24 protein-coding genes are annotated in these 23,039 nt (G+C 45.3%); 10 read left to right on the top strand and 14 right to left on the bottom strand.

The genetic code is table 11. The annotated features are described in order from the left end of the window. Window positions 1–70 precede the first annotated feature (70 nt). A complete protein-coding gene (locus ITG09_23030; GenBank protein UPR54252.1) occupies window positions 71–1,399 on the bottom strand; it encodes an anaerobic C4-dicarboxylate transporter in 1,329 nt (442 codons plus the stop codon). Between the two features lie 411 nt (window positions 1,400–1,810). Here ITG09_23030 and ITG09_23025 point away from each other — a divergent pair, with 411 nt between their 5' ends. From ITG09_23025 to ITG09_22980, 10 genes are all read left to right on the top strand, one after another. Continuing rightward, window positions 1,811–2,470 carry an HAD family phosphatase gene (locus ITG09_23025; protein UPR54251.1) on the top strand — a complete coding sequence of 220 codons (660 nt, stop codon included), beginning with the start codon at window positions 1,811–1,813 and terminating at the stop codon, window positions 2,468–2,470. Between the two features lie 185 nt (window positions 2,471–2,655). Then, window positions 2,656–3,282, top strand: coding sequence for an HD domain-containing protein (locus tag ITG09_23020; GenBank protein ID UPR54250.1), 627 nt, complete (start codon window positions 2,656–2,658; stop codon window positions 3,280–3,282). Between the two features lie 55 nt (window positions 3,283–3,337). After that, the gene (locus tag ITG09_23015; protein UPR54249.1) at window positions 3,338–3,835 is read left to right on the top strand and encodes a GNAT family N-acetyltransferase; all 498 of its coding nucleotides are present in this window, start codon (window positions 3,338–3,340) and stop codon (window positions 3,833–3,835) included. Window positions 3,836–3,924: 89 nt separating this feature from the next. Next, window positions 3,925–4,611 carry a DNA-3-methyladenine glycosylase I gene (locus ITG09_23010; protein UPR54248.1) on the top strand — a complete coding sequence of 229 codons (687 nt, stop codon included), beginning with the start codon at window positions 3,925–3,927 and terminating at the stop codon, window positions 4,609–4,611. Between the two features lie 194 nt (window positions 4,612–4,805). Then, a complete protein-coding gene (locus tag ITG09_23005) occupies window positions 4,806–5,540 on the top strand; it encodes a GntR family transcriptional regulator (GenBank protein ID UPR54247.1) in 735 nt (244 codons plus the stop codon). A 427-nt stretch (window positions 5,541–5,967) separates the two neighbouring features. Beyond that, window positions 5,968–7,413 (top strand): xanthine dehydrogenase small subunit, encoded by a 1,446-nt coding sequence (gene xdhA / locus ITG09_23000; protein ID UPR54246.1) that lies wholly within the window; start codon window positions 5,968–5,970, stop codon window positions 7,411–7,413. Beyond that, window positions 7,406–9,811, top strand: a complete 2,406-nt coding sequence (gene xdhB, locus ITG09_22995) for a xanthine dehydrogenase molybdopterin binding subunit (protein ID UPR54245.1) — start codon at window positions 7,406–7,408, stop codon at window positions 9,809–9,811. Before xdhA ends, xdhB begins: the two co-directional genes overlap by 8 nt. Window positions 9,812–9,899: 88 nt before the next feature. Next, window positions 9,900–10,781 carry a xanthine dehydrogenase accessory protein XdhC gene (xdhC, locus tag ITG09_22990; protein ID UPR54244.1) on the top strand — a complete coding sequence of 294 codons (882 nt, stop codon included), beginning with the start codon at window positions 9,900–9,902 and terminating at the stop codon, window positions 10,779–10,781. Between the two features lie 59 nt (window positions 10,782–10,840). Next, window positions 10,841–12,175 carry a guanine deaminase gene (guaD, locus tag ITG09_22985; GenBank protein UPR54243.1) on the top strand — a complete coding sequence of 445 codons (1,335 nt, stop codon included), beginning with the start codon at window positions 10,841–10,843 and terminating at the stop codon, window positions 12,173–12,175. Between the two features lie 287 nt (window positions 12,176–12,462). Then, window positions 12,463–13,344 carry an AEC family transporter gene (locus tag ITG09_22980; protein UPR54242.1) on the top strand — a complete coding sequence of 294 codons (882 nt, stop codon included), beginning with the start codon at window positions 12,463–12,465 and terminating at the stop codon, window positions 13,342–13,344. Between the two features lie 112 nt (window positions 13,345–13,456). Here ITG09_22980 and ITG09_22975 read toward each other — a convergent pair whose 3' ends face one another. From ITG09_22975 to alc, 13 genes are all read right to left on the bottom strand, one after another. Then, window positions 13,457–13,837, bottom strand: a complete 381-nt coding sequence (locus ITG09_22975) for a carboxymuconolactone decarboxylase family protein (GenBank protein UPR54241.1) — start codon at window positions 13,835–13,837, stop codon at window positions 13,457–13,459. 60 nt (window positions 13,838–13,897) lie between these two features. Next, window positions 13,898–14,254: a MerR family transcriptional regulator gene (locus ITG09_22970; protein UPR54240.1), complete on the bottom strand. Its 357-nt coding sequence runs from the start codon at window positions 14,252–14,254 to the stop codon at window positions 13,898–13,900. A gap of 44 nt (window positions 14,255–14,298) precedes the next feature. Further along, a complete protein-coding gene (locus ITG09_22965) occupies window positions 14,299–14,817 on the bottom strand; it encodes a hypothetical protein (protein ID UPR54239.1) in 519 nt (172 codons plus the stop codon). A gap of 286 nt (window positions 14,818–15,103) precedes the next feature. Beyond that, window positions 15,104–15,607 carry an RDD family protein gene (locus tag ITG09_22960; protein UPR54238.1) on the bottom strand — a complete coding sequence of 168 codons (504 nt, stop codon included), beginning with the start codon at window positions 15,605–15,607 and terminating at the stop codon, window positions 15,104–15,106. 85 nt (window positions 15,608–15,692) lie between these two features. Beyond that, on the bottom strand, window positions 15,693–16,157 hold the full coding sequence (locus ITG09_22955; protein ID UPR54237.1) for a DUF2846 domain-containing protein: 465 nt from the start codon (window positions 16,155–16,157) through the stop codon (window positions 15,693–15,695). A 333-nt stretch (window positions 16,158–16,490) separates the two neighbouring features. Then, window positions 16,491–16,964, bottom strand: coding sequence for a GrpB family protein (locus tag ITG09_22950; protein ID UPR54236.1), 474 nt, complete (start codon window positions 16,962–16,964; stop codon window positions 16,491–16,493). A gap of 31 nt (window positions 16,965–16,995) precedes the next feature. Then, complete coding sequence (locus ITG09_22945; protein ID UPR54235.1) at window positions 16,996–17,235, bottom strand: hypothetical protein; 240 nt, start codon at window positions 17,233–17,235, stop codon at window positions 16,996–16,998. Between the two features lie 76 nt (window positions 17,236–17,311). After that, window positions 17,312–17,635, bottom strand: a complete 324-nt coding sequence (locus tag ITG09_22940; protein UPR54234.1) for a hypothetical protein — start codon at window positions 17,633–17,635, stop codon at window positions 17,312–17,314. A 186-nt stretch (window positions 17,636–17,821) separates the two neighbouring features. Continuing rightward, on the bottom strand, window positions 17,822–18,418 hold the full coding sequence (locus ITG09_22935) for a DJ-1/PfpI family protein (protein UPR54233.1): 597 nt from the start codon (window positions 18,416–18,418) through the stop codon (window positions 17,822–17,824). A 99-nt stretch (window positions 18,419–18,517) separates the two neighbouring features. Beyond that, complete coding sequence (locus tag ITG09_22930; protein ID UPR54232.1) at window positions 18,518–19,660, bottom strand: DUF4263 domain-containing protein; 1,143 nt, start codon at window positions 19,658–19,660, stop codon at window positions 18,518–18,520. A gap of 321 nt (window positions 19,661–19,981) precedes the next feature. Beyond that, complete coding sequence (locus tag ITG09_22925; protein UPR54231.1) at window positions 19,982–21,298, bottom strand: urate hydroxylase PuuD; 1,317 nt, start codon at window positions 21,296–21,298, stop codon at window positions 19,982–19,984. A 14-nt stretch (window positions 21,299–21,312) separates the two neighbouring features. Further along, window positions 21,313–21,873 (bottom strand): ureidoglycolate lyase, encoded by a 561-nt coding sequence (locus tag ITG09_22920; GenBank protein UPR54230.1) that lies wholly within the window; start codon window positions 21,871–21,873, stop codon window positions 21,313–21,315. Between the two features lie 14 nt (window positions 21,874–21,887). Further along, on the bottom strand, window positions 21,888–22,874 hold the full coding sequence (gene alc / locus ITG09_22915; GenBank protein ID UPR54229.1) for an allantoicase: 987 nt from the start codon (window positions 22,872–22,874) through the stop codon (window positions 21,888–21,890). Window positions 22,875–23,039: the final 165 nt, after the last annotated feature.

Raw genomic sequence — 23,039 nt, 5'->3', positions numbered from 1 at the left:
ACAGATTAAACAAAAACAGCGCCTCAATAGGCGCTGTTTTTCGTTTCTTATCTCGTTATCGCTAGTTTAATTAAGCGATAAAAATCTGAGCCAGTGCGTAGCCTAAACAACATGCGCCTACTACACCGATTAAACCCACCGACATGAATGAGTGGTTGAAGTACCACTTACCAATCTTGGTTGTGCCAGAGACATCGAAGTTAACCGTAGCGATATCTGATGGGTAGTTCGGGATAAAGAAGTAGCCGTACACCGCTGGCATCAAACCGATAAGCAGTGCTGGGTCTAGCCCTAAGCCAAGGCCAACAGGTAGCATCATACGTGCAGTTGCTGCTTGAGAGTTCACCACAACCGATACAATGAATAGCGCTAGTGCGAACGTCCATGGGTAGTTAGTCACCATTTCCACGATGCCCGACTTAAATTGAGGCATTGCGTATTGGAAGTAAGTATCCGACATCCATGCGATACCGAAGATAGCGATCGCTGCCACCATACCCGATTTGAATACCACGCCGTTTGGCACATCTCGCGGGTCAGTTTTCGTCGCCAACAAGATGATACCGCCGAAACAGAGCATCATCATTTGGATGATGACCGACATCTTGATTGGCTTGTCACCGTCTACGATGGTTCTGATTTCTGGCACCATCGCCACAATAACAATCACCACAATCGACAATAGGAAAATCAATACTGCATTACGCGCTGAGCTTGGAAGCACTTCATCCAAAGATGTCGCCGTCGTGTTTTCAATACGCTTTTTCCACTCAGGATCTTTCAAGCGCTCTTGATAATCAGGATCGTCGTTCAGTTCTTTACCGCGTTTCAAGCTGTACAGAGAAAGCAAAAGTGTGCCGAACAGCGTTGCAGGAACCGTCACCATCAAAATAGAAAGCAGAGTTATGGAATGTTGAATATCTGAAAGCTGCGCGAGGTAGTACACCACTGCTGCTGAGATTGGCGATGCAGTAATGGCAAGTTGAGATGCAACAGAAGCCGCTGCCATTGGACGCTCAGGACGAATCCCGTTCTTCAATGCCACATCACCGATGATAGGCATGATGGAATACACCGCGTGGCCAGTACCCAATAGAAAAGTCATCGAGTAAGTCACAAACGGAGCTATCAAGGTGACGCGTTTCGGGTTCTTTCTCAGCACCCTTTCCGCCACTTGCAGCATGTATTTTAAGCCACCGGCCGCTTCGAGGATCGAAGCACAGGTTACCACCGCGAGAATGATCAGCATTACGGTGACAGGTGGAGACGTTGGTGGCATCTTGAAGACAAACACCTCGATAACCAAACCAATACCAGAAACAACACCTAAGCCAATACCGCCATACCGAGACCCGATATAAAGGACGACTAATAAAAATAGAAACTCAAAATACAACATAAGCAACCCTGCTAAAAATGTGGACTAATGTTATTTTCTCCCTAAGCTCAGCCATTTACTTATTGCTTGGTCACACTATGATTGCAGGTTCACGTCAATTGTTTTTTATAAGATTATGGTCACGCTAGCACGCCCATAAGTTTATGAAATGTAATAAGAAGCCAGACGCAAGACCTAGATTTGTTATGTGGAATAATCATAATTGTTTCTGTTAGATCTGGATGGCCTATAAAATATCAAACTCATAACTGAACGGTATGATTTCATCCACAATCAATTGCACTCAAAGTCACTCAGAAGCATATTGCCGAGCTGATTCGATACATTCTTACTGAACGCTGACTCGCCTATCACTAGACACTATGTCAAAATACCCGCCCTCACGACGACAACACAGAAAGAACCACGTATATGAATTTTCAAGCTGCTATTTTTGATATGGATGGACTGCTGCTCGACACCGAGCGACTTTGTATGCAGGTTTTTGAAGAAGCATGTCACGCGCAAGGTGTTCCGTTTTTGCAAGATGTCTACTTAGGCATCATTGGTTGTAACGCAAAAACCATCGAACAGATTTTCCGAAATGGCTACGGTGAAGGGTTAGATTACCCCGCGCTGAATAATGAATGGCGCACCCGCTACAGTGCGATTGTTAAAAACCAAGCAATCCCAGTAAAAGATGGCGTGATTGAGCTGCTTGAATGGCTAAAATCGAATGACATTCCAATCGCGGTGGCGACCTCCACTCAGCTTGATATCGCAAAGAAAAAGCTTGAGCTGGCAGGCCTAGATTCGTACTTCACCTCGTTAAGCACAGGCTGCGAAGTGACTCACGGCAAGCCTCACCCAGAGATCTACTTACTGGCGGCAGAACGCCTAGGTGTTGCGCCTGAAACTTGCTTGGCGTTTGAAGATTCAAACAACGGCATTCGCGCTTCTATGGCAGCGAACATGATCAGCTTCCAGATCCCTGATTTGGTTGAGCCTTGCGAAGAAGTCAAAGCGCTTGGACACACTATCAGCCCTTCTTTGCATCATGTGTTAGCAAAACTTCAACAAGCTGCAGCTTAAGCTCTTATTACCGTTGATAACGCTTTAATCAACACAGAATAACCTTTCTATTAAGCCGACTCACAGAGTCGGTTTTTTTGTGGGTATTCCTTTTATAAAAGATAAAAACTCGCGCTTGAAACTGTTAAAGTCGATGTGAAACGATGGAAATCGAGAAGCAATATTGATAATGGAGAAAGGGACGCGTGATAGAAAAATTTGAAAGCCAACTGCTTGATTTTGCAAAGCAAGAGATGACACAAGATGCAGCGCACGATATCAGCCATATTAAGCGTGTCGTCAAAACCGCCAAGGCTTTGTGTGCTCAAGAGCAAGCTAAGCTTGAAGTCGTTTTACCCGCCGCTTATCTTCATGATTGCTTCACCTTTCCTAAGAACCATCCAGACAGAGCCCAAAGCTCGCAAATGGCGGCCGACAAGGCGATCTCTTTCCTCAAATCTGTCGAGTATCCCGCGCCCTACCTTGATGAAATCCACCATGCTATTGTCACTCACAGCTACAGCGCCAACATCACACCAGAAACCTTGGAAGCTCAAATCGTCCAAGATGCCGATCGCCTAGATTCTCTCGGTGCGATTGGTATTGCACGCTGCCTATACGTGGGTCAAAGCTTTAACGCAGAACTCTATAACCACGAAGACCCGTTCGCGGAACATCGTGACTTGGATGACAAGCATTACAGCGTCGACCACTTCTACGTGAAGCTGTTTAAGCTCGCTGAAACCATGAATACAGAATCCGCCAAGTTAGAAGCCAACAAGCGCACCGACTACATGCGTGGCTTTCTTGAGCAGTTGGGCGCGGAAGTTTAGTGGCTTAGAATTAACAGCTTAGAAAAGAGAACACGATAAGGAAGGAGACAAGGATATGGAAATAAACCGCTTTAAAGACTCCGACGCCGAAGAGATCGTCACTTGGTTTACATCCCTAGAAGACTACGTACTATGGGGCGGACGAACCTTTGGTTGGCCGTTAGAAGCCGCCTCCATCATTGAACGTTCTCAAGAGCCCTATGTCGAGCTTTACACATTCTCCACATCTAGCACTAACTCAAATGCTAATGACTTGCTCGGTTTTATGGAGTTTCAACGTATGTCAGACAGTGAACTTCGTTTCTGCCGAGTTGCGATTCACCCAAGCCAACGAGGCAAAGGGCTTGGGCAATCAATGATAGAAAGTGCATTAGACGCCGCGAAACAAATCCCTGATGTCACCACCATCAGCTTGGCGGTATTTCAGCAGAATATCGGAGCAAAACGTTGCTACGACAAAGCCGGCTTTCAGGTGGTTGACAAAGAACCAAGCGTGAAAGAGTTCAATGGCAAAACATGGCCCTTGTATCAGATGGAATTAAAGCTCTGCTAGTTTGTTTTGATCAACAAACTGGTTTTAATTGCTAGATTCAACCCCATATCATTAAGCATTGGCTACACAGATGTAATTTGGAACCTTCAATGACCCAAGAAAAATTCGACACTATTTACCAACGTGCAGCTCACCGCAAAGGCGGAGCGGCCGAACTCGAAAAAATTGTTCGTGCGCCCCTTTCACAAGCCGAGCTATCACAAATCACCGACGATCGTTGGCTAGCCGCCTTTACCGAAAAAGTATTCCAGTGTGGTATTTCATGGAATGTAGTGAGAAAGAAATGGCCGCAATTTGAAGAAGTGTTCTTTGAATTCAATATCGAAAAAATGCTGATGCTGCCGAATGAAATGTGGGAACAAAAAGCGCAAGATCCACGCATTATTCGCCACCTCACCAAGGTGATGACCATCCCTGCCAACGCAATGATGATCCACAATGCCAAGCGTGAAGCCGATTCATTCTCACAAATGGTTGCCGACTGGCCATCAGAACGCATTACAGAGCTGTGGGATTACCTGAAGAAACACGGTAAGCGATTGGGTGGGAACACAGGTGCTTACACCTTGCGCCAAATGGGCAAAGACACATTCATCTTATCTTCTGACGTGGAAGCACACCTACGCAGTACCGATGTGGTGGATAGCGGTCGTAACACCAAGCGAGCACAACTGGCTGCGGGTGAAGCCTTCAACGAATGGCAGCAACAGTCAGGTCGTAGCCTGAGCGAAATCAGCCAGATCGTTGCCTACAGCTGCGGTGATAATCGAGTTTAGTTGGATTAGAAATGGCTTAAAGCTAAAGGTTGCACACAGTTCCCTGCAAACAAAATGTTATAAGTCATTAACAAATAAGCGTGCATCGCACTTTCATCCGGTGGCATTGTATAGATAAGTGTATACAATATAGAGTAACACTCATGAATTATTCTCGACCAACCCAACTCGACTAAACAAGGGCCCTTATCTCTATGACAGTTCTCAAAAACTCTGTCTCCAAAGGTGTAAAAACGAAAGTAACAGGCCAGACTCAAGACGATGTTGTTTACTGCCATATCTTCGACGCGATACTAGAACAAAGGCTGCCACCAGCCACCAAATTAAGCGAAGAAGCCCTAGCAGAAATCTTTAGCGTTAGCCGCACCATTATCCGCCGTGCCTTACTGCGTCTTTCTTTAGAACAAGTTGTGGTGATCCGTCCTAACCGAGGAGCCGTGATTGCAGCCCCAACAGTAGACGAAGCCAAACAAATCTTTAAAGCACGTGAAGTGATGGAAATTGCTATCACTGAGCTGGCGGTGAAAAACGCCACCAAAGCTCAGATCGAAGAGTGCAGAAAATTAGTCGCGAAAGAGAACTGCGCCTTTGACCAAGGTGATTACGGCTCTGGCCTACGTTTGTCTGGTGAGTTCCACATCAAATTGGCTGAAATGGCAGAGAACGCACCACTGCTGGCTTTTCAACGCAGCTTGGTATCACAAACCTCATTGCTGATCGCCCAATACGAAACAGGCAACCACTCGAACTGTTCTCTAGACGAACACTCAGGCTTACTGGATGCGATAGAGTCAGGCAACGAACAACAAGCAGTAGAGTTGATGCAAGAGCACCTAAGCCACATTCGCTCTAAGCTCAACCTAGACAGCAGCACCGCATCGAGCGACCTGCATGTCGTGTTCTCAGATCTGCTTAAGAGCAAGTCATAGAAGATTTAACAACCTTTTGTTAACAAATCAAGAGAGGTAAGCCTTCGCGTTTACTTCTCTTTTTTCTACCCTCTCCCCTAAAAACAAATACGACGATCGGCTCACATCCATCTAAAAATACTGTCTATTCTGGCCTCAACAACGATCTTAGCCTCTACGGAATCACTTCCCACAGTGCCATAAACCTTGCCTTCATCTTGTATACATAGCCAGCAATTCATTCACGCCAGTAAACTATTTACCTTCAACTCAAACCCTTATAAAACAATAAACTATGACTAAAATAAAATTGTATACAATTACCACTAGCATCTCTTTGTTGCATTTTTGTAAATAAATAGTTGACCACAGGGTCAGGATGGATAATTATTGACCTAGAAGTCAAAAAGAATACACATGGAAATATGTCGATTTACAAGGAGGTCTCTTGATTACTTTTTTGCTCAATCAGGAAATAAGACGTGAAGATAATCTGTCGCCAAATATGACAGTGCTCAACTACCTTCGTACCAAGGTCAATAAAACGGGTACAAAAGAAGGTTGTGGGTCGGGTGACTGTGGTGCATGTACGGTAGTTCTCGGTGAAGTGGTTGATGGACAGCTGCAATACCGCTCGGTGAACTCTTGCCTTACGTTCGTTTCAGCGCTGCACGGAAAACAGCTAATCACAGTAGAAGATCTGCAAAACCGAGATAAGTCACTGCACCCTGTACAGAAAGCGGTGGTTGATTTTCACGGTTCACAATGTGGTTACTGCACGCCAGGTTTCATCATGTCGATGTTTGCCCTAGGCAAGAACAAACCCGATGCGAGCAAAGAAGATGTCATGGAATCACTGGCGGGTAACCTATGTCGCTGTACTGGCTACCGACCAATTGTTGATGCTGCGATGTCACTTTCAACAGACCAACCTTTGATCGACCAATTCGCTGAGCTTGAACGCAACACCATCAAGAAGCTAGAAGGTATTCAAGACACCGAAGCCAACTTACGCCTTGGTCACCTCACCGCTTTTTCCCCGAAAAGCACGGATGAGCTGGCCAAGCTTTTTCAAGCACATCCGAACGCGAAACTAGTCGCTGGCGGCACGGATTTAGCTCTGGAAGTGACGCAATTCCACCGCGAGATTGAAACACTGATCAGCGTAAACCTTGTTGAAGACATGAAAGTATGCGAAGAGACCGACACCGACTTAATCATTGGTGCCAACCTGCCTATCAGCGATTCTTACGCACTACTGAAAAAACACTATCCAGATTTTGGTGAACTACTGCACCGCTTTGCGTCACTGCAAGTGCGTAACCAAGGCACCATTGGCGGTAATGTGGCGAATGCTTCACCTATCGGTGATACCCCTCCTCTGCTGATTGCTCTCGACGCGAAGATCAAACTTCGTTGTGGTAACGAGTCTCGCACGATGCCAATTGAAGATTACTTCATCAGCTACAAAGTGACGGCGCAGAAAGAGAGTGAATTCATTGAACAGATCATCATTCCTAAGCCAACCAACGACAGCTTCCGAGCTTACAAAGTGTCGAAACGTTTAGACGACGACATCTCTGCGGTGTGTGGCGCGTTTGATATTCAAATTGAAGATGGCAAGGTTTCTTACGCTCGTATCGCTTTCGGCGGTATGGCAGCAACACCTAAGCGTGCAACTCGTTGTGAAAATACGTTATTAGGCAAACCGTGGACAGACGCTAATATTAAGTTAGCGATGCAGGAACTGTATAACGACTTTGAGCCGCTATCTGATTTCCGTGCAAGCCAAGAATACCGTTCATTGTCGGCGGCCAATATGTTGCGCCGTTACTTCATTGAACGACAGAACAAAAACAACCAAATCGAAACAAGGGTAACGTCTTATGTCTAAATCAAATTCCTCTGGTCACAAGAGCAATGCGATGACCCACGAAGAGATGGTTACCATTGCAAAACAAGACCTAAAAACTGGCGTAGGTAAAAGCGTTAAACACGACAGTGCAGCCAAGCAAGTCACGGGCGAAGCGGTATACATTGACGACCGCCTAGAGTTCCCAAATCAGCTGCACGTATACGCACGCCTGAGCACGCAAGCACACGCCAACATCACTAAGATAGACCTGTCACCGTGTTACGAATTTGAAGGGGTAGCGATTGCCATTCAAGCCAAAGACGTTCCGGGCGAACTGGATATCGGCGCCATCCTTCCTGGTGACCCACTGCTTGCCGATGGCAAAGTAGAATACTACGGCCAACCTGTGATTGCGGTAGCAGCTAACGATTTAGAGACGGCACGCAAAGCCGCACATGCAGCCATTATTGAATACGAAGAGCTACCCGCGATTCTTGATGTAAAAGAAGCGCTAGAGAAAGAACACTTCGTAACAGAAAGCCACACTCAACAACGTGGTGACTCAAAAGCCGCACTGGCAAAAGCGAAACACGTGATCTCTGGTGACCTAGAGATCGGCGGACAAGAACACTTCTACCTAGAAACTCAAATCAGTAGTGTAATGCCAACCGAAGATGGCGGCATGATCGTCTACACCTCGACACAAAACCCGACCGAAGTTCAAAAACTGGTTGCGGAAGTGATTGGCGTACCGATGCACAAAGTCGTGATTGATATGCGTCGTATGGGTGGTGGTTTCGGGGGTAAAGAGACTCAAGCAGCCTCTCCAGCGTGTATGGCCGCGGTGATTGCTCACCTCACCGGTCGTCCAACCAAAATGCGTTTGCTGCGTAATGAAGACATGCAGCAAACTGGTAAACGTCACCCGTTCTACAATCAATACACCGTCGGTTTTGACGACAATGGCGTGATTCAAGGTGCCGACATTACCGTTGCAGGTAACTGTGGCTACTCACCAGACTTATCAAGCTCTATCGTCGACCGCGCGATGTTCCACTCAGACAACGCTTATTACCTAGGTGATGCAACTGTGGTCGGTCATCGATGCAAAACCAATACAGCATCGAACACCGCTTACCGTGGCTTTGGTGGCCCGCAAGGCATGATGACCATCGAACACATCATGGACGAGATTGCACGTTACCTGAAAAAAGATCCTTTGGAAGTACGTAAGGCGAACTACTACGGTGAAGAAGGCCGTAACGTAACCCATTACTACCAAACCGTTGAAGACAACTTTTTACCTGAGATAACCGAACAGCTTGAACGCAGCAGTGACTATCACGCACGTCGTAAAGAAATCGCTGAGTTCAACAAGCAAAGCCCTATCTTGAAGAAGGGCCTTGCTATCACACCCGTGAAATTCGGCATCTCGTTTACTGCGACTTTCTTGAACCAAGCAGGTGCGCTCATCCATATCTACACCGATGGCAGTATTCATTTGAATCACGGTGGTACGGAAATGGGGCAAGGCTTGAACATCAAAGTGGCACAAATCGTTGCACAGGAGTTCCAAGTCGATGTCGAACGTATCCAGATCACCGCTACAAACACAGACAAAGTTCCGAACACATCACCAACCGCAGCCTCATCGGGCACCGACCTCAACGGTAAGGCCGCGCAAAACGCCGCAATGACCATTAAGCAGCGCCTGATCGACTTCGCTTCTTCGCACTTCAAAGTGTGGCCTGAAGAGGTGGTATTTAAGAACGGCATGGTGCAAATTCGCGACGAGATCATGACCTTCAACTCATTTGTTGAGCTGGCTTGGTTTAATCAAATTTCGCTATCGAGCACCGGCTTTTACCGCACTCCGAAGATCTATTACGATCACGAGAAAGCACGCGGTCGTCCGTTCTACTACTACGCGTATGGTGCCTCTTGTTCAGAAGTCATCATAGATACCCTAACCGGCGAGAACAAGATTCTGCGTGTCGATATTCTGCATGACGTAGGCGCTTCATTGAACCCAGCAATTGATATCGGCCAAGTCGAAGGTGGCTTTGTGCAAGGTGTCGGTTGGTTAACCACGGAAGAGTTGGTGTGGAACCAACAAGGCCGCTTAATGACCAATGGCCCAGCGAGTTACAAAATCCCAGCCATTGCTGATATGCCAATTGATTTCAGAACGCACCTTTTAGAAAACCGTAACAACCCAGAAGACACCGTCTTCAACTCGAAAGCCGTGGGTGAACCGCCTTTCATGTTGGGTATGTCGGCATGGAGCGCACTGAAAGACGCAATTAGCTATGTCGCCGTCGATGGCGCGATTCCTAAGCTCAACACACCTGCGACACCAGAGCGTATTCTGATGGCGATTCAGGAAGTCACTGAAACCGCACCGACTTCGGTCGATGCTCAATCAGAAACGGCTTAGGGCTCATGTGGATCGTTTAGATCGCAATAAATAGCTTAGGGCGCCTATACATAGCTTAGGAAGCATAAAAAGGGATTTAGGAGGACATATGTTTAAGGATAATTGGATTCACGAACTGGCAAAACTGGAAGAGAACTACGAGCCATGTGTAATGGTGACGGTGCTCGAAGACAGAGGTTCCGTTCCACGCGATGCGGGCACCAAAATGCTTGTCACTCGTGACCGAATCATCGCTACGATTGGTGGTGGTCACCTTGAACATGTGGCCACCAAAATGGCTCGCGAGATGCTGATTGCCAGCGAAAAATCGCTCAAAGTGGAACGCTTCAACCTAGGCGCTCGCTTAGGCCAGTGTTGTGGCGGAATGGCAACACTAAGCTTTGAACCGATTGGCACTCAGCAGAATCACCTTGTGTTGTTTGGCGCAGGCCACGTTGCCAAAGCGCTACTGCACATTGTCGCGACTCTGCCTTTCCGTGTGACCTGGATTGATGAACGTGAAGAAGTATTTCCTGAAACGCTGCCACATGGTGTGAAGAAGCTTGTCTCAGACGACCCAGTCGGTGAAGTAAAACACATGCCACCGAACAGCTATTACCTCGTGATGACGCACAACCACCAGCTCGATTTTGACCTAACTAAGGCCATCATCGACCGTGAAGACAGCCGTTACTTTGGCATGATTGGTTCGCTTACGAAGCGTAAGAAGTTCGACTTCCGCTTAGAGCAACGCGGCTATAGCCAAGAGCAAATTGAAACCATGCTTTGCCCTATTGGTATTAGCGCTGTGAATGGCAAACACCCTGCCGAAATTGCGGTGTCGGTTGCGGGTGAACTGATCGCACACTATCAAGGCCAAGCACTTGAACAAAAGCGCCCAACCAAACAATATCGAAATCAGGATTTGACCGATCAACACAGTCAACCAAGCGACGTAGGCGAACCACCATTGGAAGAGAAGATCGCCTAATAAAAGTCGCAAAGCTTCAGTGGCCATAAAGTCGCTGAAGTCATTAAAAGGAAGTAAACATGACAACGCAACGCAAAGCTTATCGCGCCAGCATTTTACACAGCGTCGCCGACCCAAAAGATGTCGGTATCGATGAGTCTTATGACTATTTTGAAGACGGTGTTTTAGTGGTTGAGAACGGCCATGTCGTCGACTTAGGCCATGCCGATGAGGTATTAGCTCGCCAACCTAAAACACTCGAAGTAAAAGAATACAAAGACAAGCTGATCACCTCTGGCTTTATTGATACGCACATCCACTATCCTCAAACAGGGATGATCGCGTCTTATGGCGAACAGCTACTTGATTGGTTAGAGAACTACACCTTCCCAGAAGAAAAACGCTTCAAAAACCCAGTCTATGCACACAAAGTGGCGAAGCTATTCCTAGACGAATTAGCAAGCAACGGCACCACCACGGCACTGGTATTTGGCACTGTACACAAAGAGTCGGTTAACGTGTTCTTTGAAGAAGCTGAGAAACGTAACCTACGCATGATCGCGGGTAAGGTGCTGATGGATCGCAATGCTCCTGATTACCTGACTGACACACCAGAATCTGGCTATACAGACTCAAAAGAGCTGATCGAAAAGTGGCATAACCGCGGCCGTTTGCTTTACGCGGTGACACCTCGTTTTGCGCCAACCAGCACACCAGAACAACTTGCTACTGTAGGTAAACTGCTAGAAGAATACCCAGACGTGTACATGCATACTCACCTTTCTGAAAACGAGAAAGAGATCGAGTGGGTGAAATCGCTGTTCCCAGAGCGCGACAGCTACTTAGATGTGTATGACCACTATGGCCTACTGCACAAACGCTCGGTATTCGCGCACGGTATTCACCTTTCTGATTGTGAATGTAAACGCCTTGCCGATACTGAATCTGCCATCGCCTTCTGCCCGACCTCTAACCTGTTCTTAGGCTCAGGTCTGTTCAGACTACCCGAAATGGAAGAGCACGGCATTCGTGTTGGTATGGGTACCGATGTGGGCGCAGGTACTAGCTTCTCAATCCTGCAAACCATGAGCGAAGCCTACAAGATCATGCAGCTTCAACATAAGAAGCTTCACCCAGCGAAATCCCTGTTCTTGGCAACATTAGGTGGTGCACGTTCTCTGCATTTAGAAGACAAGATCGGTAACTTAGAAGTAGGAAAAGAAGCCGATTTCGTGGTACTCGACTTACACGCCACACAATTGATGCGCTTCAGAATGGAACAAGCGACCAAGCTTGAAGAAAAGCTATTTGTGCTAATGAGTTTGGGCGACGACAGAACCGTCAGCGAGACTTACATCTACGGCGAGAAAGCCTACGATGTGAATTTCAAAGACTACCAAAAGCTCGTTAGCTAGCCTTAAAACTGAGTAACAATCGCTAGACAGCGACAGCCGTCGTTTATTAAAAATCCGTCCAGATTTATCTAGCCTTGAAAGACCAGTTGCTGATGCCGCTGGTCTTTTTTGTGCTTCATTCAAAGAAATATAAATTAACCGTTCACAAACAACGATCTTCGGTGACGCCAAGTCATTATATTGATAGGTTAATGTTTATACATCTCGATTTCATACTTCACTTTAGCGTCTCTCTAAAACATTCGTATCTCAGCTAAATGGAAGCACTCAATCTAGAAAGGAATTCTATGTTCGAACAGGTCGTCAGCATTCTGTTTCCCGTTTTTTCTTTAGCCAGTGCTGGCTTTGCGGTCGGTCGTTGGCTCAAGCCCGATTTCAAGCCGATCAATCGCATTAACATGGATGTCTGTATTCCTGCTTTGGTGTTTGCATCGCTGACCACCATGCCCCTCGACACCGAGCAACTACCACTTATCTCTGCCTCTTTGGTGGCGGTGTTAGTGCCAGCATTGTTAATGATTCCAATCTGTAAGATCTTTAAGCTCAACTTCAAAGCTTGGGCGCCGCCACACATGTTCCGCAACAGTGGTAACCTCGCCATTCCCCTATTCACCTATACCTTTGGCGAGAGCGCATTAGCCCCTGCTGTATTGCTGTTTGTGGTGTCGGCTTGCGTGCACATTAGTGTTGGCTTGGCGCTATTGAGTGAAGGTAATCCGATCAAACAGATCCTCAAGATGCCGATATTCTTAGCCGCTGCATTAGCGATGACGCTGAACTTATCTGGAGTTGGTGTTTGGAACCCAATCTACGAAGCCACATCACTACTCGGCCAAGCAGCCGTGCCAATCATGCTGTTGTCGCTGGGTTCGCAAATGGTCAACTTGAGATTGAGCGGATTAAAAGTCGGCTTATTGTGTACGGCTCAATCACTGTTTACTGGGGCCATCGCCTTTACCATCATCTACTTCTTCATCCCGCTGCCAACGCTGCACCTGCAAATGATGGTGCTGTTCACCATGCTGCCACCCGCCGTGATGAACTACCTGTTTGCAGAAAGGTTCAATGTAGAGCCACCCAAGGTCGCGTCTATGGTGTTGTTCGGCAACTTTTTGAGCGTGGTTACCTTGCCTATCTTGCTTTCTTTCGCGCTGTCTTTGTCGTCTTAAAGAACCGCGAACCTTCAGGTTTACGACTTTTAAAACTCAGCCGATCAATAAAAAGGGAGCGCAACTTAGCCAAGTTGACGCTCCCTTTTTCAGAATATATTTCCTGTATATCTTAGGCTGTGTTTCTCTCCGCAAGCACCTCTTTAAATGCGAACATGCCATTTAATGCAGAAGGGAATCCCGCATACACCGACATCTGCAATATCACTTCTTTAATCTCTTCCTCGCTGCATCCAACATTGAGTGCCGCATTCAAATGCACCTTAAGTTGAGGAGCACAATTACCGAGTGTGGTAAGGGCAGCGACGGTCGCGATCTCTCGTGATTTCAAATCCAAACCGGGGCGTGAATAGATGTCTCCGAAGGGATACTCGATAGTATACTTGGCAAGATCAGGGCAAATGTCTTGCAAGCTTTCGATAACCTGTTGCCCTGCTTCTCCGTCGATATGATTAAGTCTTTCTAAGCCAGTTTCAAAACGTGATTGATTCATGAGTCTGTTCCTGTATTTATAGTTCACAGGAACACCTTACAAGTTAGAGTCGACTCTAAGTCAACGGACTTTTCCATCTCGATACAGACTAATTTTTTCTTCCAACGCTGCCATGTGCTTTTGCTGCTCTTCGATATAAACTCGCAAATTCTGTTGATGTTGTTCGAGCAACACTTGGCGTTGAGAAGTCGATTCTGGCCCTAACTCCCTCAGCTTTGCGTATTCTAAAATCTCATCCAGTGGCATTGCGGTATCTTTTAAGCGCTTCACAAACTCAATCCAGGTAACGTCCTTCGATGTATACACTCGATGACCGCTACTGTTCCGCTGAACATTTTTCAGCAAGCCTATTTTTTCATAGTAGCGAAGCGTATGGGCAGACAAGCCCACCAACCGAGAAAACTCACTCACATTCATTACTTCACCTTTTCTATCTGGGTAATAAGTACTAGGAACTCAAGTTATGCGCACTTATCTAATTTGAGCTCTGCGGTCACTTTCGTCAAACGCAAAGCAATAGCGAAGCACACTAAGTAAGGACTCACATACCAGAAGATGCTTTCTAATGGCTGCTTCACCTGCGCTTCTCTGGTTTTTATGTATTGGTTTTTCTGCATCTCATACTGACTCAACATACCATCCACCCACACTGCATCACTTTCCACCAGCGATACGTTAGGCGCAGGAACCGTAAAATCAGCGGCGTTGGGCAACAGAGTGAAATCGACATCTTTGAATGTAATAGCCGTGTTCAAATACCACAAACACGCTTCATGGTGCTGTCCATTAGCGTCTAAAGATGGCTGACCTGTGCAGATGTCGCTTCTTAATTTATCCAAAGAGAACTGCTGAATCGACTCTAAAATAGTGACGGCTCTAGTTTGTTCAGTTTCAACCCAATCACCGGCTACCGATGCCCGAATTTCAGACACCGCACCTAACATGCCGATACCCGCGAGCAGCGGCCACAAATAGTCCATCAATTTCCATTTGCGTCGGCTCAAGTTGAATCCACACCAAATTGGAATATGTAAGAGGAGCGTTAGCCCAAGGGATAGCAAAACGAAATTCAAGGAGCTAGAGAGCATGAGTTCGCTATCGAAGAAGTGCTTCATAATGAGTTACTTGCCTGTATGACAAAGAGTAATTTGATACTAGGTTCGATATTAGAAAAGAGTGTAAGAGGAAAGTAAAAACAGCACCAAGAATTGGCGTTGGCGCTGTTTATTTGAGCATGTAATTACCGAGACAAAGCTTACTTTGGAATTATTCGATAGTACTGAAATCTAGATTTCTAGGTACCGCCACACTAACCACCTGAGTGCCTGCGATTAAATCATGCAAGCAGCGTCTATTTTTGCGGAAAACAAACAGGTAATTAAGAATAGATATAAACTGACCAATAACAGGAATATAAACAAAGATGCTCATAGGTAAGATTCGTTTGATCACTATGTTGAACAGTCCTATTTGCTTACCATCCATATCAACAATCGCAATTTCCATTACATTTTTTCCGATCGTTTGTCCCTTCTTTTGCAGTAAGTAGCCATGACACAATAGGAACACCACCCAACCGTAAACTGAGGCTATAAGTAGTTCTTTCGTATCAATTTTCCCTGTATCGAATATTTTTTGAAAATAATCGGTATAGAGAAAGATTGGCGTCATCATAGCTATACCAATCAGGCCATCAATCAAACTTGCCCCTACCCGGGACCATCGAGACGCGAGTACAATTGTAGGGGTGTTTTCTATTACTTCAGACATGTCCTTTCCTAAAGTCAAAATGCCTATAAATTAAAAAACGTCAGAAACTCAAAGCTCTGACGTCATCTTGAATTAGATTGAATCACTATATAGAAGGGCAGTTACCGCTTTCAGCCATTGCGACTTTGCGTACTTCAGCTTTCCCTACTTCTTCATCGACTAACTCAACACCTGCACCACCGACAAAAACGCCCATTTTAATGTATTGGTTAACGAAGTAATTCCGACCTTCAGCAGTAAAAAGGGAGACGTGATTTTCAGAAAATTCAGATTCCGTACTGACGACATGCTCTTCGTTTCCTTTGACCTCGTGATAAAAGAACACACCAGGAGCCGTTTCACCTACGCATTCTCCATCAACATATACGTACTTTTTGAGCGCGCCACCGACAAAAGTATCTTCACGATAGATATAGATGCCTGTATTACCTTCTTTAGGAGCAGGGAACGTTTTCGCTTGATCAGAAACTGAAGAATCGACTGTTGGCACAGAAGCACACCCAGATAATGCGAGAAGAAGAGCAGAGCAAAGAAATACCTTATTTTTCATGTAATAACCTAGACTTTATAAAAATGCGAAAAACATAACATATGCAAATGATTTAATTTTAAATGCCCATGCATATATGTGAGCTACATTGCATAATGAGTAGTTAAAATGCAGAAAAGTAGATGAATCGTACTAAACCATTGTTCTGTATAAAATTAATCACTCACGTGCAATTTTAATCAAATGGTTAGAGGAACTATTTTATGCAATCACTTCTAATGAACAGGAGATGTTCCGAGGTGAAAGCCTTTAGATAAGGTGAACTAAAAAACGTACGCCTAGCGATTTAACTAAGATATATAGATTGGAGACAAAAAGGGTAAGGACTGCTGACTATTTCAGAGCCAGCACATGCTCGATAAAAGTCGACTTCTTTTCGCGGTATTCATCTTGTGGCCAACCTTCACAAGACATTTTGAGGGTGTTGTATTGCTCCACTAATGCCGGATTCACACGTAGCTTGTCACGAAACGTTAGAAAGCATTCAAACTCAGAACCGTTGGCCACCACTTGCAACGCCACATCATCAGAAGATGTAGATTCCAACATACACAGTTCTGATGTTCTTAACGTATCGAGTTTCTCTTTAAAGCCGAGTGTTGTAAGTCGCTCTATAGCATCCTCAAGTTCGCCAAGCTCAACTCCAACGAAGATATCTAAATCGCCCTTAGATACGGCGGATGGAATAGAAGATGCGCCTACGTGCTCAACTCTCGCGTTAGGGATTAGCTTTTTGATATCACGCTCATATCGAGCAAACATTTCATGACAAGCAGTTTGGTATTGTTCAGCAGGGTAGAATTTCATACTTACTCGCTTCTATGACTGGCTCTAAGCATTAAAAGCTATTGAACACACCGATGGCTAACAGAAATAGTGCGATGCTAATCGCACCGATATAAGAGATTCTGGTTCGCTCTTTTTCAGTTGGAATCAATGAAGGGAAGCGTCCTAATGTAAATACCTTACAGACTATCCAACCAGAACCGTAACCAATAAATTCGATCACGAGCGACTGAAACATATATCTGAAGAATGCGCTTAATGCCCTAAAATACGCGACTATCACCTCTTCCATTCTCTGCCCTAATTAAAGTCAATTTGGAACAGAAAATGCCATGGGTAGAGATTCAGTTCAAGAACCTTATACAGAACTACATATGCATACAGTCTTTCAGACGAACACCGTACATCTCATTTAGATCGCTGCAATATTTGGGTATACGCTTTTGAGAAAGCACTCGGTATTCCTCAAGTTCATCGATGGGTTCGTATGATGAAACATGTTCTTCAACTTCGTTTTCCGCTTCAGTCCTTGGTAAAATTAAAGGCGTAGTTGGGTTATTACAGACCACGCTTTCACAAATGGTATCTTGGGAATGGTTAAATTCTTCGGCATCCAAAAAATCAGAGGTCGTTGCAAGAGTAATAGGGGTTAGAAGTAAAAGATTAAGAGGAAGAAAGTTGGTAAATCTCAAATTGATCATCACTTAAATTAATAACAAAAATTAAGTGATAATTATTATCAATAAAATGAACAATGTATAGACTTTATTGACAGGTCAGAGGTTTGATAAATATCTGAACCTCCGAATGAACTATTAGGACAAAGGGGAAAATCGTCAGTATGAATGATTAACACGTGAACTAGGACTAATACACGACTAAAGATAATCACTCACTATCGACATGCAATGACTCACTGAGTCTTCTTTCTCGCCAACTGGCGCAACATAGTGAATTGCAGCTTCGGCATGTGCTTGGTCTGCTAATTTACTGATAACCCATGCTGCTAGATATTTGGATGACAAGCAGCCACCCGCTGTAGCAATGTTACCTTCCGCATAAAACGGCTGATCCAACACAGTCACGCCGGATTCAATTACCCATGGTTTCGTTGTTAAATCAGTACAGGCTGGAACTTGATTCAGCAATCCCAATACCGACATTAACAAAGTCCCTGAACATTGACCGCCAATCAATTGTGTTTGTGGATTAAGGCTTAACCTTGAGAGTAATTTAGAGTCTTGGGCAATATCGCGAGTCAACATGCCACTACCGAACAACACCGCATCAGCAGTATTGGCAAATTCCAGAGGTTGCTGAGATTGAATTGTGACTCCATTCATTGAAGTCACTGATTCTGTGGGGCTAGTGATCTGCACATTCCAGCCAAACTCTTTCATTCGATTCAAAATACCCGCGGCGATAAAAGAATCCAGCTCGTTGAACCCATCAAATGTTAGTACGGCAATATCCATATTTATCCTTTCCTATCTCTTGATTCAATACGGTCATAACTACCTATATTTTACACTCCTGTCACATTTGCTCCACAAAATCACGATTTAAGCAGCTTATTACCTAAGCGTGTTAGTCTCATTAAGAGCAATAAATGATGCCCTTTCTAGCAATTCATCGTACGTTATTATTTCAATGTTTCGAGAATCTCTTCTAAAAAGCTCGAGCGTTTTGCGTTTCATTTTTTTGATTCCAGCAGGCTCGGACACGTCGTCTATTTGATCCCAACTACCAACAATTAGAACAGCTTTAGAGTCATACGCACTTTGATTGATTTCACTATAATCATCGGCATAGAGTTCACGAGTAGTTTCAATTTTCAATATACCGCTCGCTTTTTGCTCCAAAATTTGAGAGTAAGCCTCCATCAAATCTTTGGAAAGTTTCCAACTTTGTGCTCTGTTTTTTGTTGTTCCAAAAAGCGGGGGCGTAGGTAACTTTAACTCAACAAAAGTAGTGAACCTATGATCACCCATTAGAAAATCGGCAATGACGCCCTCACTTCCTCCAGCATTAGTATCAGATGCATGGAACTCTTTCTGCAGTACTCCTTGAAATCGATAATCCAAACCATATCCAAAGATCCATTGATTCATGGAGAAAAAGTGCTGCCATGCGGTTTCATCTTTTGTTTCTGGTCTTCCAATATCATGTTTATATTGTGGTAAATAGTTGGAGTAGAGAAGCTTTTTGAATATATCAAGCTGTGCTTTACGATAACCAGTATTAACCAAGTCTTGAGTGGTTATCATACCTTGAGATAATAAATCCCTGACAACCTCCCCTCCATCCGATCCAGAGAGCAATGTGGTGATTTTCTGCTTTGTTTCAGCATCAAGGATATCCATGGAATCTTCAGAAAGCCGAATACGACGCTCTGCTACTCCTTGAAGGTCGAGTTCTTGAATGAAATTGAGAAAAGTTTTTAGCTGCTGCATATTGAATTTTGAAAACTCAATAACTTGCTTTTCTTGCCCACTCACTAACTTACACAGCTTTATTCCCTCGATATCATCTTTATCTTTGAGATACACAACTTTCATCATTGTCCGAGGAGCTAACTGAATGTGAAACTCTCTTTCATCAGAAAAAATCACTTGGAAAAACCGACCTTTTTCAAAAGTATGATTATAGAGCGTCTCTAGCTTCGAGTTTCTAATCACATCTTCTTCTGTTGGTTTAAAACTTGATACGTCAAACACCGATTACCCCCTGATACATAGTCAATTTTGAAGTTGCTAAAGCTCTGAGCAAAAAAAAATTACACCCAAATAGTTAAATAACATCCAATCTCGCGAACTCTAAACCAGATATGCATATAGAGTCACCAACTGAATGATAAATCTGCATTTCTTTTGTCCAAAAACAAAATGCCCCGGTTATAGGAACCGGGGAAACAGGGTGGGATGAGTTTGGCGCGTGCCCGTAAACCAAACTCTCCCCAAGCCTCACCTAAGACTCATGCTCTTAGGTAAAGGATGCTGGGTACTGTTATTGAAAAGTACGGTTATTGCAAAGTACGGTTATTGAAGCGTAGCGCCTTGCTCTACCCAAGTGCCGATGAGTGCGCGTTCCTCATCAGTCATTTGAGTCATGTTTCCGAGCGGCATCACCTTAGTTGTTACCGTTTGAGCAACAATTCTTGGTACGTTTGCTTTAATCTCTTCTGGGGTATCAAACATCACACCACCTGGCGCAGCAGCAAAAGCAGCATGGCTAGGGGTTGATGAGTGACACACAGAACAGCGCTCTTGAATGACTTTGTTGATGGTTTCAAAGCTGACGCCTGCGCTCGCAGATTGCGTTGCATGCGCTGGAGCCTGTTGAGCATCAGTCGTTGCCGAAGCTGTGTTATTCGCAGCAAGTTCTTCTGGAGCCGATTCTGTCGCGCTCACTTGCGCTTCTTGAACCACTGGTGCTTGCACAACGGGAGTCATCTGTTTTTTCGCGTAAGGTGAGGTAACAAACGCGAGAGTAATCATACCCAGAGCCGCAACTGGCACTGTCCATGCAAACTTCTGACTACCATGGCGGGTGTTGAAGTAGTGACGCACCAAGATGCTGAAGATCGCTAAGCCAGCAAGAATCAACCAGTTGTATTCCGAGCCATAAGTGCTTGGGAAGTGATTACTGATCATGATGAACAGCACTGGCAGTGTCATGTAGTTGTTGTGACGAGAGCGCAATAAGCCTTTCGCAGGCAGTGCTGGATCCGGTTCGCGTTTCTCTTCAATCGCTTTCACCAAGTTACGCTGCGCAGGCATGATAACGCGGAATACGTTACCCACCATGATGGTACCAATGATGGCACCCACGTGGATGTAAGCACCACGCCCACTGAACACTTGAGTGAGGCCATAGGTCGCAGCGACGAGCAGCACAAACAGCACAACGCCAAGCAGTACGGGGGTTTTACCTAATGGTGAATCACACAGTAAGTCGTAGATAAACCAACCAGCAACGAATGAACCAATACCAATCGCGATTGCGGTGGTTGAATCAAGGCCAGAGCCCGGTGCAATCAGGTAAATCTCAGCGTTGAGGTAGTAAACCACACCCAGTAGACACACACCGGTGATCCATGTGAAGTAAGCTTCCCATTTGAACCAGTGCAGGTGCTCTGGCATTTCTGGTGGCGCAAGTTTGTACTTCTCTAGGTGATAAATACCACCACCGTGAATCGCCCATAAGTCGCCTGAAAGGCCCGTTTTTGGGTTTACTCGGTTAAGGTTGTTCTCTAACCAAACAAAGTAAAATGATGCGCCTATCCACGCAACACCAACAATCATGTGAGCCCAGCGTATTGCTAAATTCAACCATTCTGTAATATGCGGATCCATAATAAACTCCTGTATCACAACGCTTTAGCTAAGCGTTGCTCTTCCTTATTGTCGTCCGTTGGCAGATCGTCCAAATGCAATGCCACTCGGTCGCTGTCGAAATAAACTTCGTCACAATTGTGCCCTTCGCCGCCTCTATCGACGATCAAGAACTGGTCTTGATCAGTAAGCGCGAGAACTGGGTGATGCCACACCCCTTTGTGATAGTTCACTCCTTGACGGCCGTTACTCAAGAAAGCTCGGCTATTGGCTAATGTTGGATCGTCGCCTTTTGGCGCAACAACAATTAAATAGGGTTGACCAAGTAATGGAATAAATGCCTGAGAGCCAAGTGGATGACGCTCTAACATTTTGATGGTCAGTGGGTAGCTCAACGGTGTGGCTTGGAAGATGCTGATGATGGCTTCTCCGTCTTGGTCTTGCACATCCGTTGTCGCTAGCTTGTGGTAGCGACGTGTTGATCCACTGTTGATCATGAAGAAATCACTATTATCGGACTCGATAACATCGCCAAACTCTGCAAAAGCCTGCTTGGTTAACGGTTCGATAGATAAACGACGTATTCCATTACTCATACTCATTTCCTTACCTATTTCGCTTTCGTACCAAACAGACGCAAACGGCTAATACCGCCATCTGGGAATATGTTTGCACGTACGTGGGTAATTGCACCAAGGTCATTAACCTCAGAAATGAATTCGTGAATCTCGTGCGCTTGCAGCTTTTGTGCAGGCAACAGTTCACGCCAGAATAGGCTTTGTGTTTCTACTTGATCGTCGGTACCGCCTTTCACGTAAGCGGCTTGAATTGAGCAGCTGTCTGGGTAGTTACCTTTGAAGTGGGCCGTGTCCACGACGATACGTTCGATGTTGCCTGGGTGGCCTAGTGCCACGATAACCCAGTCGTTACCCGGTGTACGACGACGTGCTGTTTCCCAGCCATCACCCATGTTTTCACCGCGGCCAGGGCCTAAGATGTTGGCTTTGTTGCCGTAGTGCTCATCGCTACATGCCAATGCTCGGCCACCGTGTTCAACCGATGCTAGGTCGACTTGTTGCTGAGAATCAATTGCTTCCCAATCCACGCTTGGTCGGCCATAAACACGTAAGCGTGCAACACCTCCATCTGGGTAGATGTTCAAACGTAGGTGCGTAAATACTTGGTCACTTTCGATGTCTTCAAGATGATGATGATCACCCTGTAGTGCCATTGAAGGCAGAATTTCTTGCCACTCTGTTGAATCAGTTGGCTCACCTTGTGGTGAATAACACGCGTCAATTGATGCCGAAGGTGGGAAGTTACCTGTGAAGAATGAGGTATCAATATCAACGCCAGCAATGGTGCCAGCTAGGCCAAGGCGAACGACACAGTAGTCGTAACCTTCACCGCGTTTGCGTCTGCTTTCCCAACCGTCCATCCACTTGCCGTTATTGTCGTATAAGTCGTCTTTCCACTCGGGCGCTGCGTGGCTGAGTAGACGGCTTTTATCGGCAAAAAAATCGTCTGTTGCAAAGATAGCTTCTGCGCCGAGTTTTTCGTCTGCAAGGTTTATGAATTGTTCAAATGTTTGGGTCATGTCCGTGTAATCCTATCCAATTAATCAAGTAATAATAAAATGAGAACTTAGAGGCTTATGCTTTATTCAATAAGGCTTTGATAAACAAGTCTTCGATAAATCAAGCTCTAATAAGCTGCGCTCTGATAAACAAAGCTCTTGGCTCACTAAGACTGGGCTGAGATA

The organism is Vibrio cyclitrophicus (assembly GCA_023206055.1).
GTDB lineage: Bacteria > Pseudomonadota > Gammaproteobacteria > Enterobacterales > Vibrionaceae > Vibrio > Vibrio cyclitrophicus_A.
This window is presented reverse-complemented; position numbering and strand designations above follow the sequence as displayed.

Excerpts from the sequence above, each read along its gene's own strand:
- ITG09_22965 (UPR54239.1), bottom strand. The coding sequence starts at position 14,817 with ATGGACTATTTGTGGCCGCTGCTCGCGGGTATCGGCATGTTAGGTGCG.
- xdhC (UPR54244.1), top strand. The coding sequence starts at position 9,900 with ATGTTTAAGGATAATTGGATTCACGAACTGGCAAAACTGGAAGAGAAC.
- alc (UPR54229.1), bottom strand. The coding sequence starts at position 22,874 with ATGACCCAAACATTTGAACAATTCATAAACCTTGCAGACGAAAAACTC.
- ITG09_22950 (UPR54236.1), bottom strand. The coding sequence starts at position 16,964 with ATGAAATTCTACCCTGCTGAACAATACCAAACTGCTTGTCATGAAATG.
- ITG09_22980 (UPR54242.1), top strand. The coding sequence starts at position 12,463 with ATGTTCGAACAGGTCGTCAGCATTCTGTTTCCCGTTTTTTCTTTAGCC.
- guaD (UPR54243.1), top strand. The coding sequence starts at position 10,841 with ATGACAACGCAACGCAAAGCTTATCGCGCCAGCATTTTACACAGCGTC.
- ITG09_22925 (UPR54231.1), bottom strand. The coding sequence starts at position 21,298 with ATGGATCCGCATATTACAGAATGGTTGAATTTAGCAATACGCTGGGCT.
- ITG09_23030 (UPR54252.1), bottom strand. The coding sequence starts at position 1,399 with ATGTTGTATTTTGAGTTTCTATTTTTATTAGTCGTCCTTTATATCGGG.
- ITG09_22970 (UPR54240.1), bottom strand. The coding sequence starts at position 14,254 with ATGAATGTGAGTGAGTTTTCTCGGTTGGTGGGCTTGTCTGCCCATACG.
- ITG09_23010 (UPR54248.1), top strand. The coding sequence starts at position 3,925 with ATGACCCAAGAAAAATTCGACACTATTTACCAACGTGCAGCTCACCGC.
- ITG09_22955 (UPR54237.1), bottom strand. The coding sequence starts at position 16,157 with ATGAAAAATAAGGTATTTCTTTGCTCTGCTCTTCTTCTCGCATTATCT.
- ITG09_22975 (UPR54241.1), bottom strand. The coding sequence starts at position 13,837 with ATGAATCAATCACGTTTTGAAACTGGCTTAGAAAGACTTAATCATATC.
- ITG09_22935 (UPR54233.1), bottom strand. The coding sequence starts at position 18,418 with ATGGATATTGCCGTACTAACATTTGATGGGTTCAACGAGCTGGATTCT.
- ITG09_22945 (UPR54235.1), bottom strand. The coding sequence starts at position 17,235 with ATGGAAGAGGTGATAGTCGCGTATTTTAGGGCATTAAGCGCATTCTTC.
- ITG09_22920 (UPR54230.1), bottom strand. The coding sequence starts at position 21,873 with ATGAGTAATGGAATACGTCGTTTATCTATCGAACCGTTAACCAAGCAG.
- ITG09_23015 (UPR54249.1), top strand. The coding sequence starts at position 3,338 with ATGGAAATAAACCGCTTTAAAGACTCCGACGCCGAAGAGATCGTCACT.
- ITG09_22960 (UPR54238.1), bottom strand. The coding sequence starts at position 15,607 with ATGTCTGAAGTAATAGAAAACACCCCTACAATTGTACTCGCGTCTCGA.
- ITG09_23025 (UPR54251.1), top strand. The coding sequence starts at position 1,811 with ATGAATTTTCAAGCTGCTATTTTTGATATGGATGGACTGCTGCTCGAC.
- xdhB (UPR54245.1), top strand. The coding sequence starts at position 7,406 with ATGTCTAAATCAAATTCCTCTGGTCACAAGAGCAATGCGATGACCCAC.
- ITG09_23005 (UPR54247.1), top strand. The coding sequence starts at position 4,806 with ATGACAGTTCTCAAAAACTCTGTCTCCAAAGGTGTAAAAACGAAAGTA.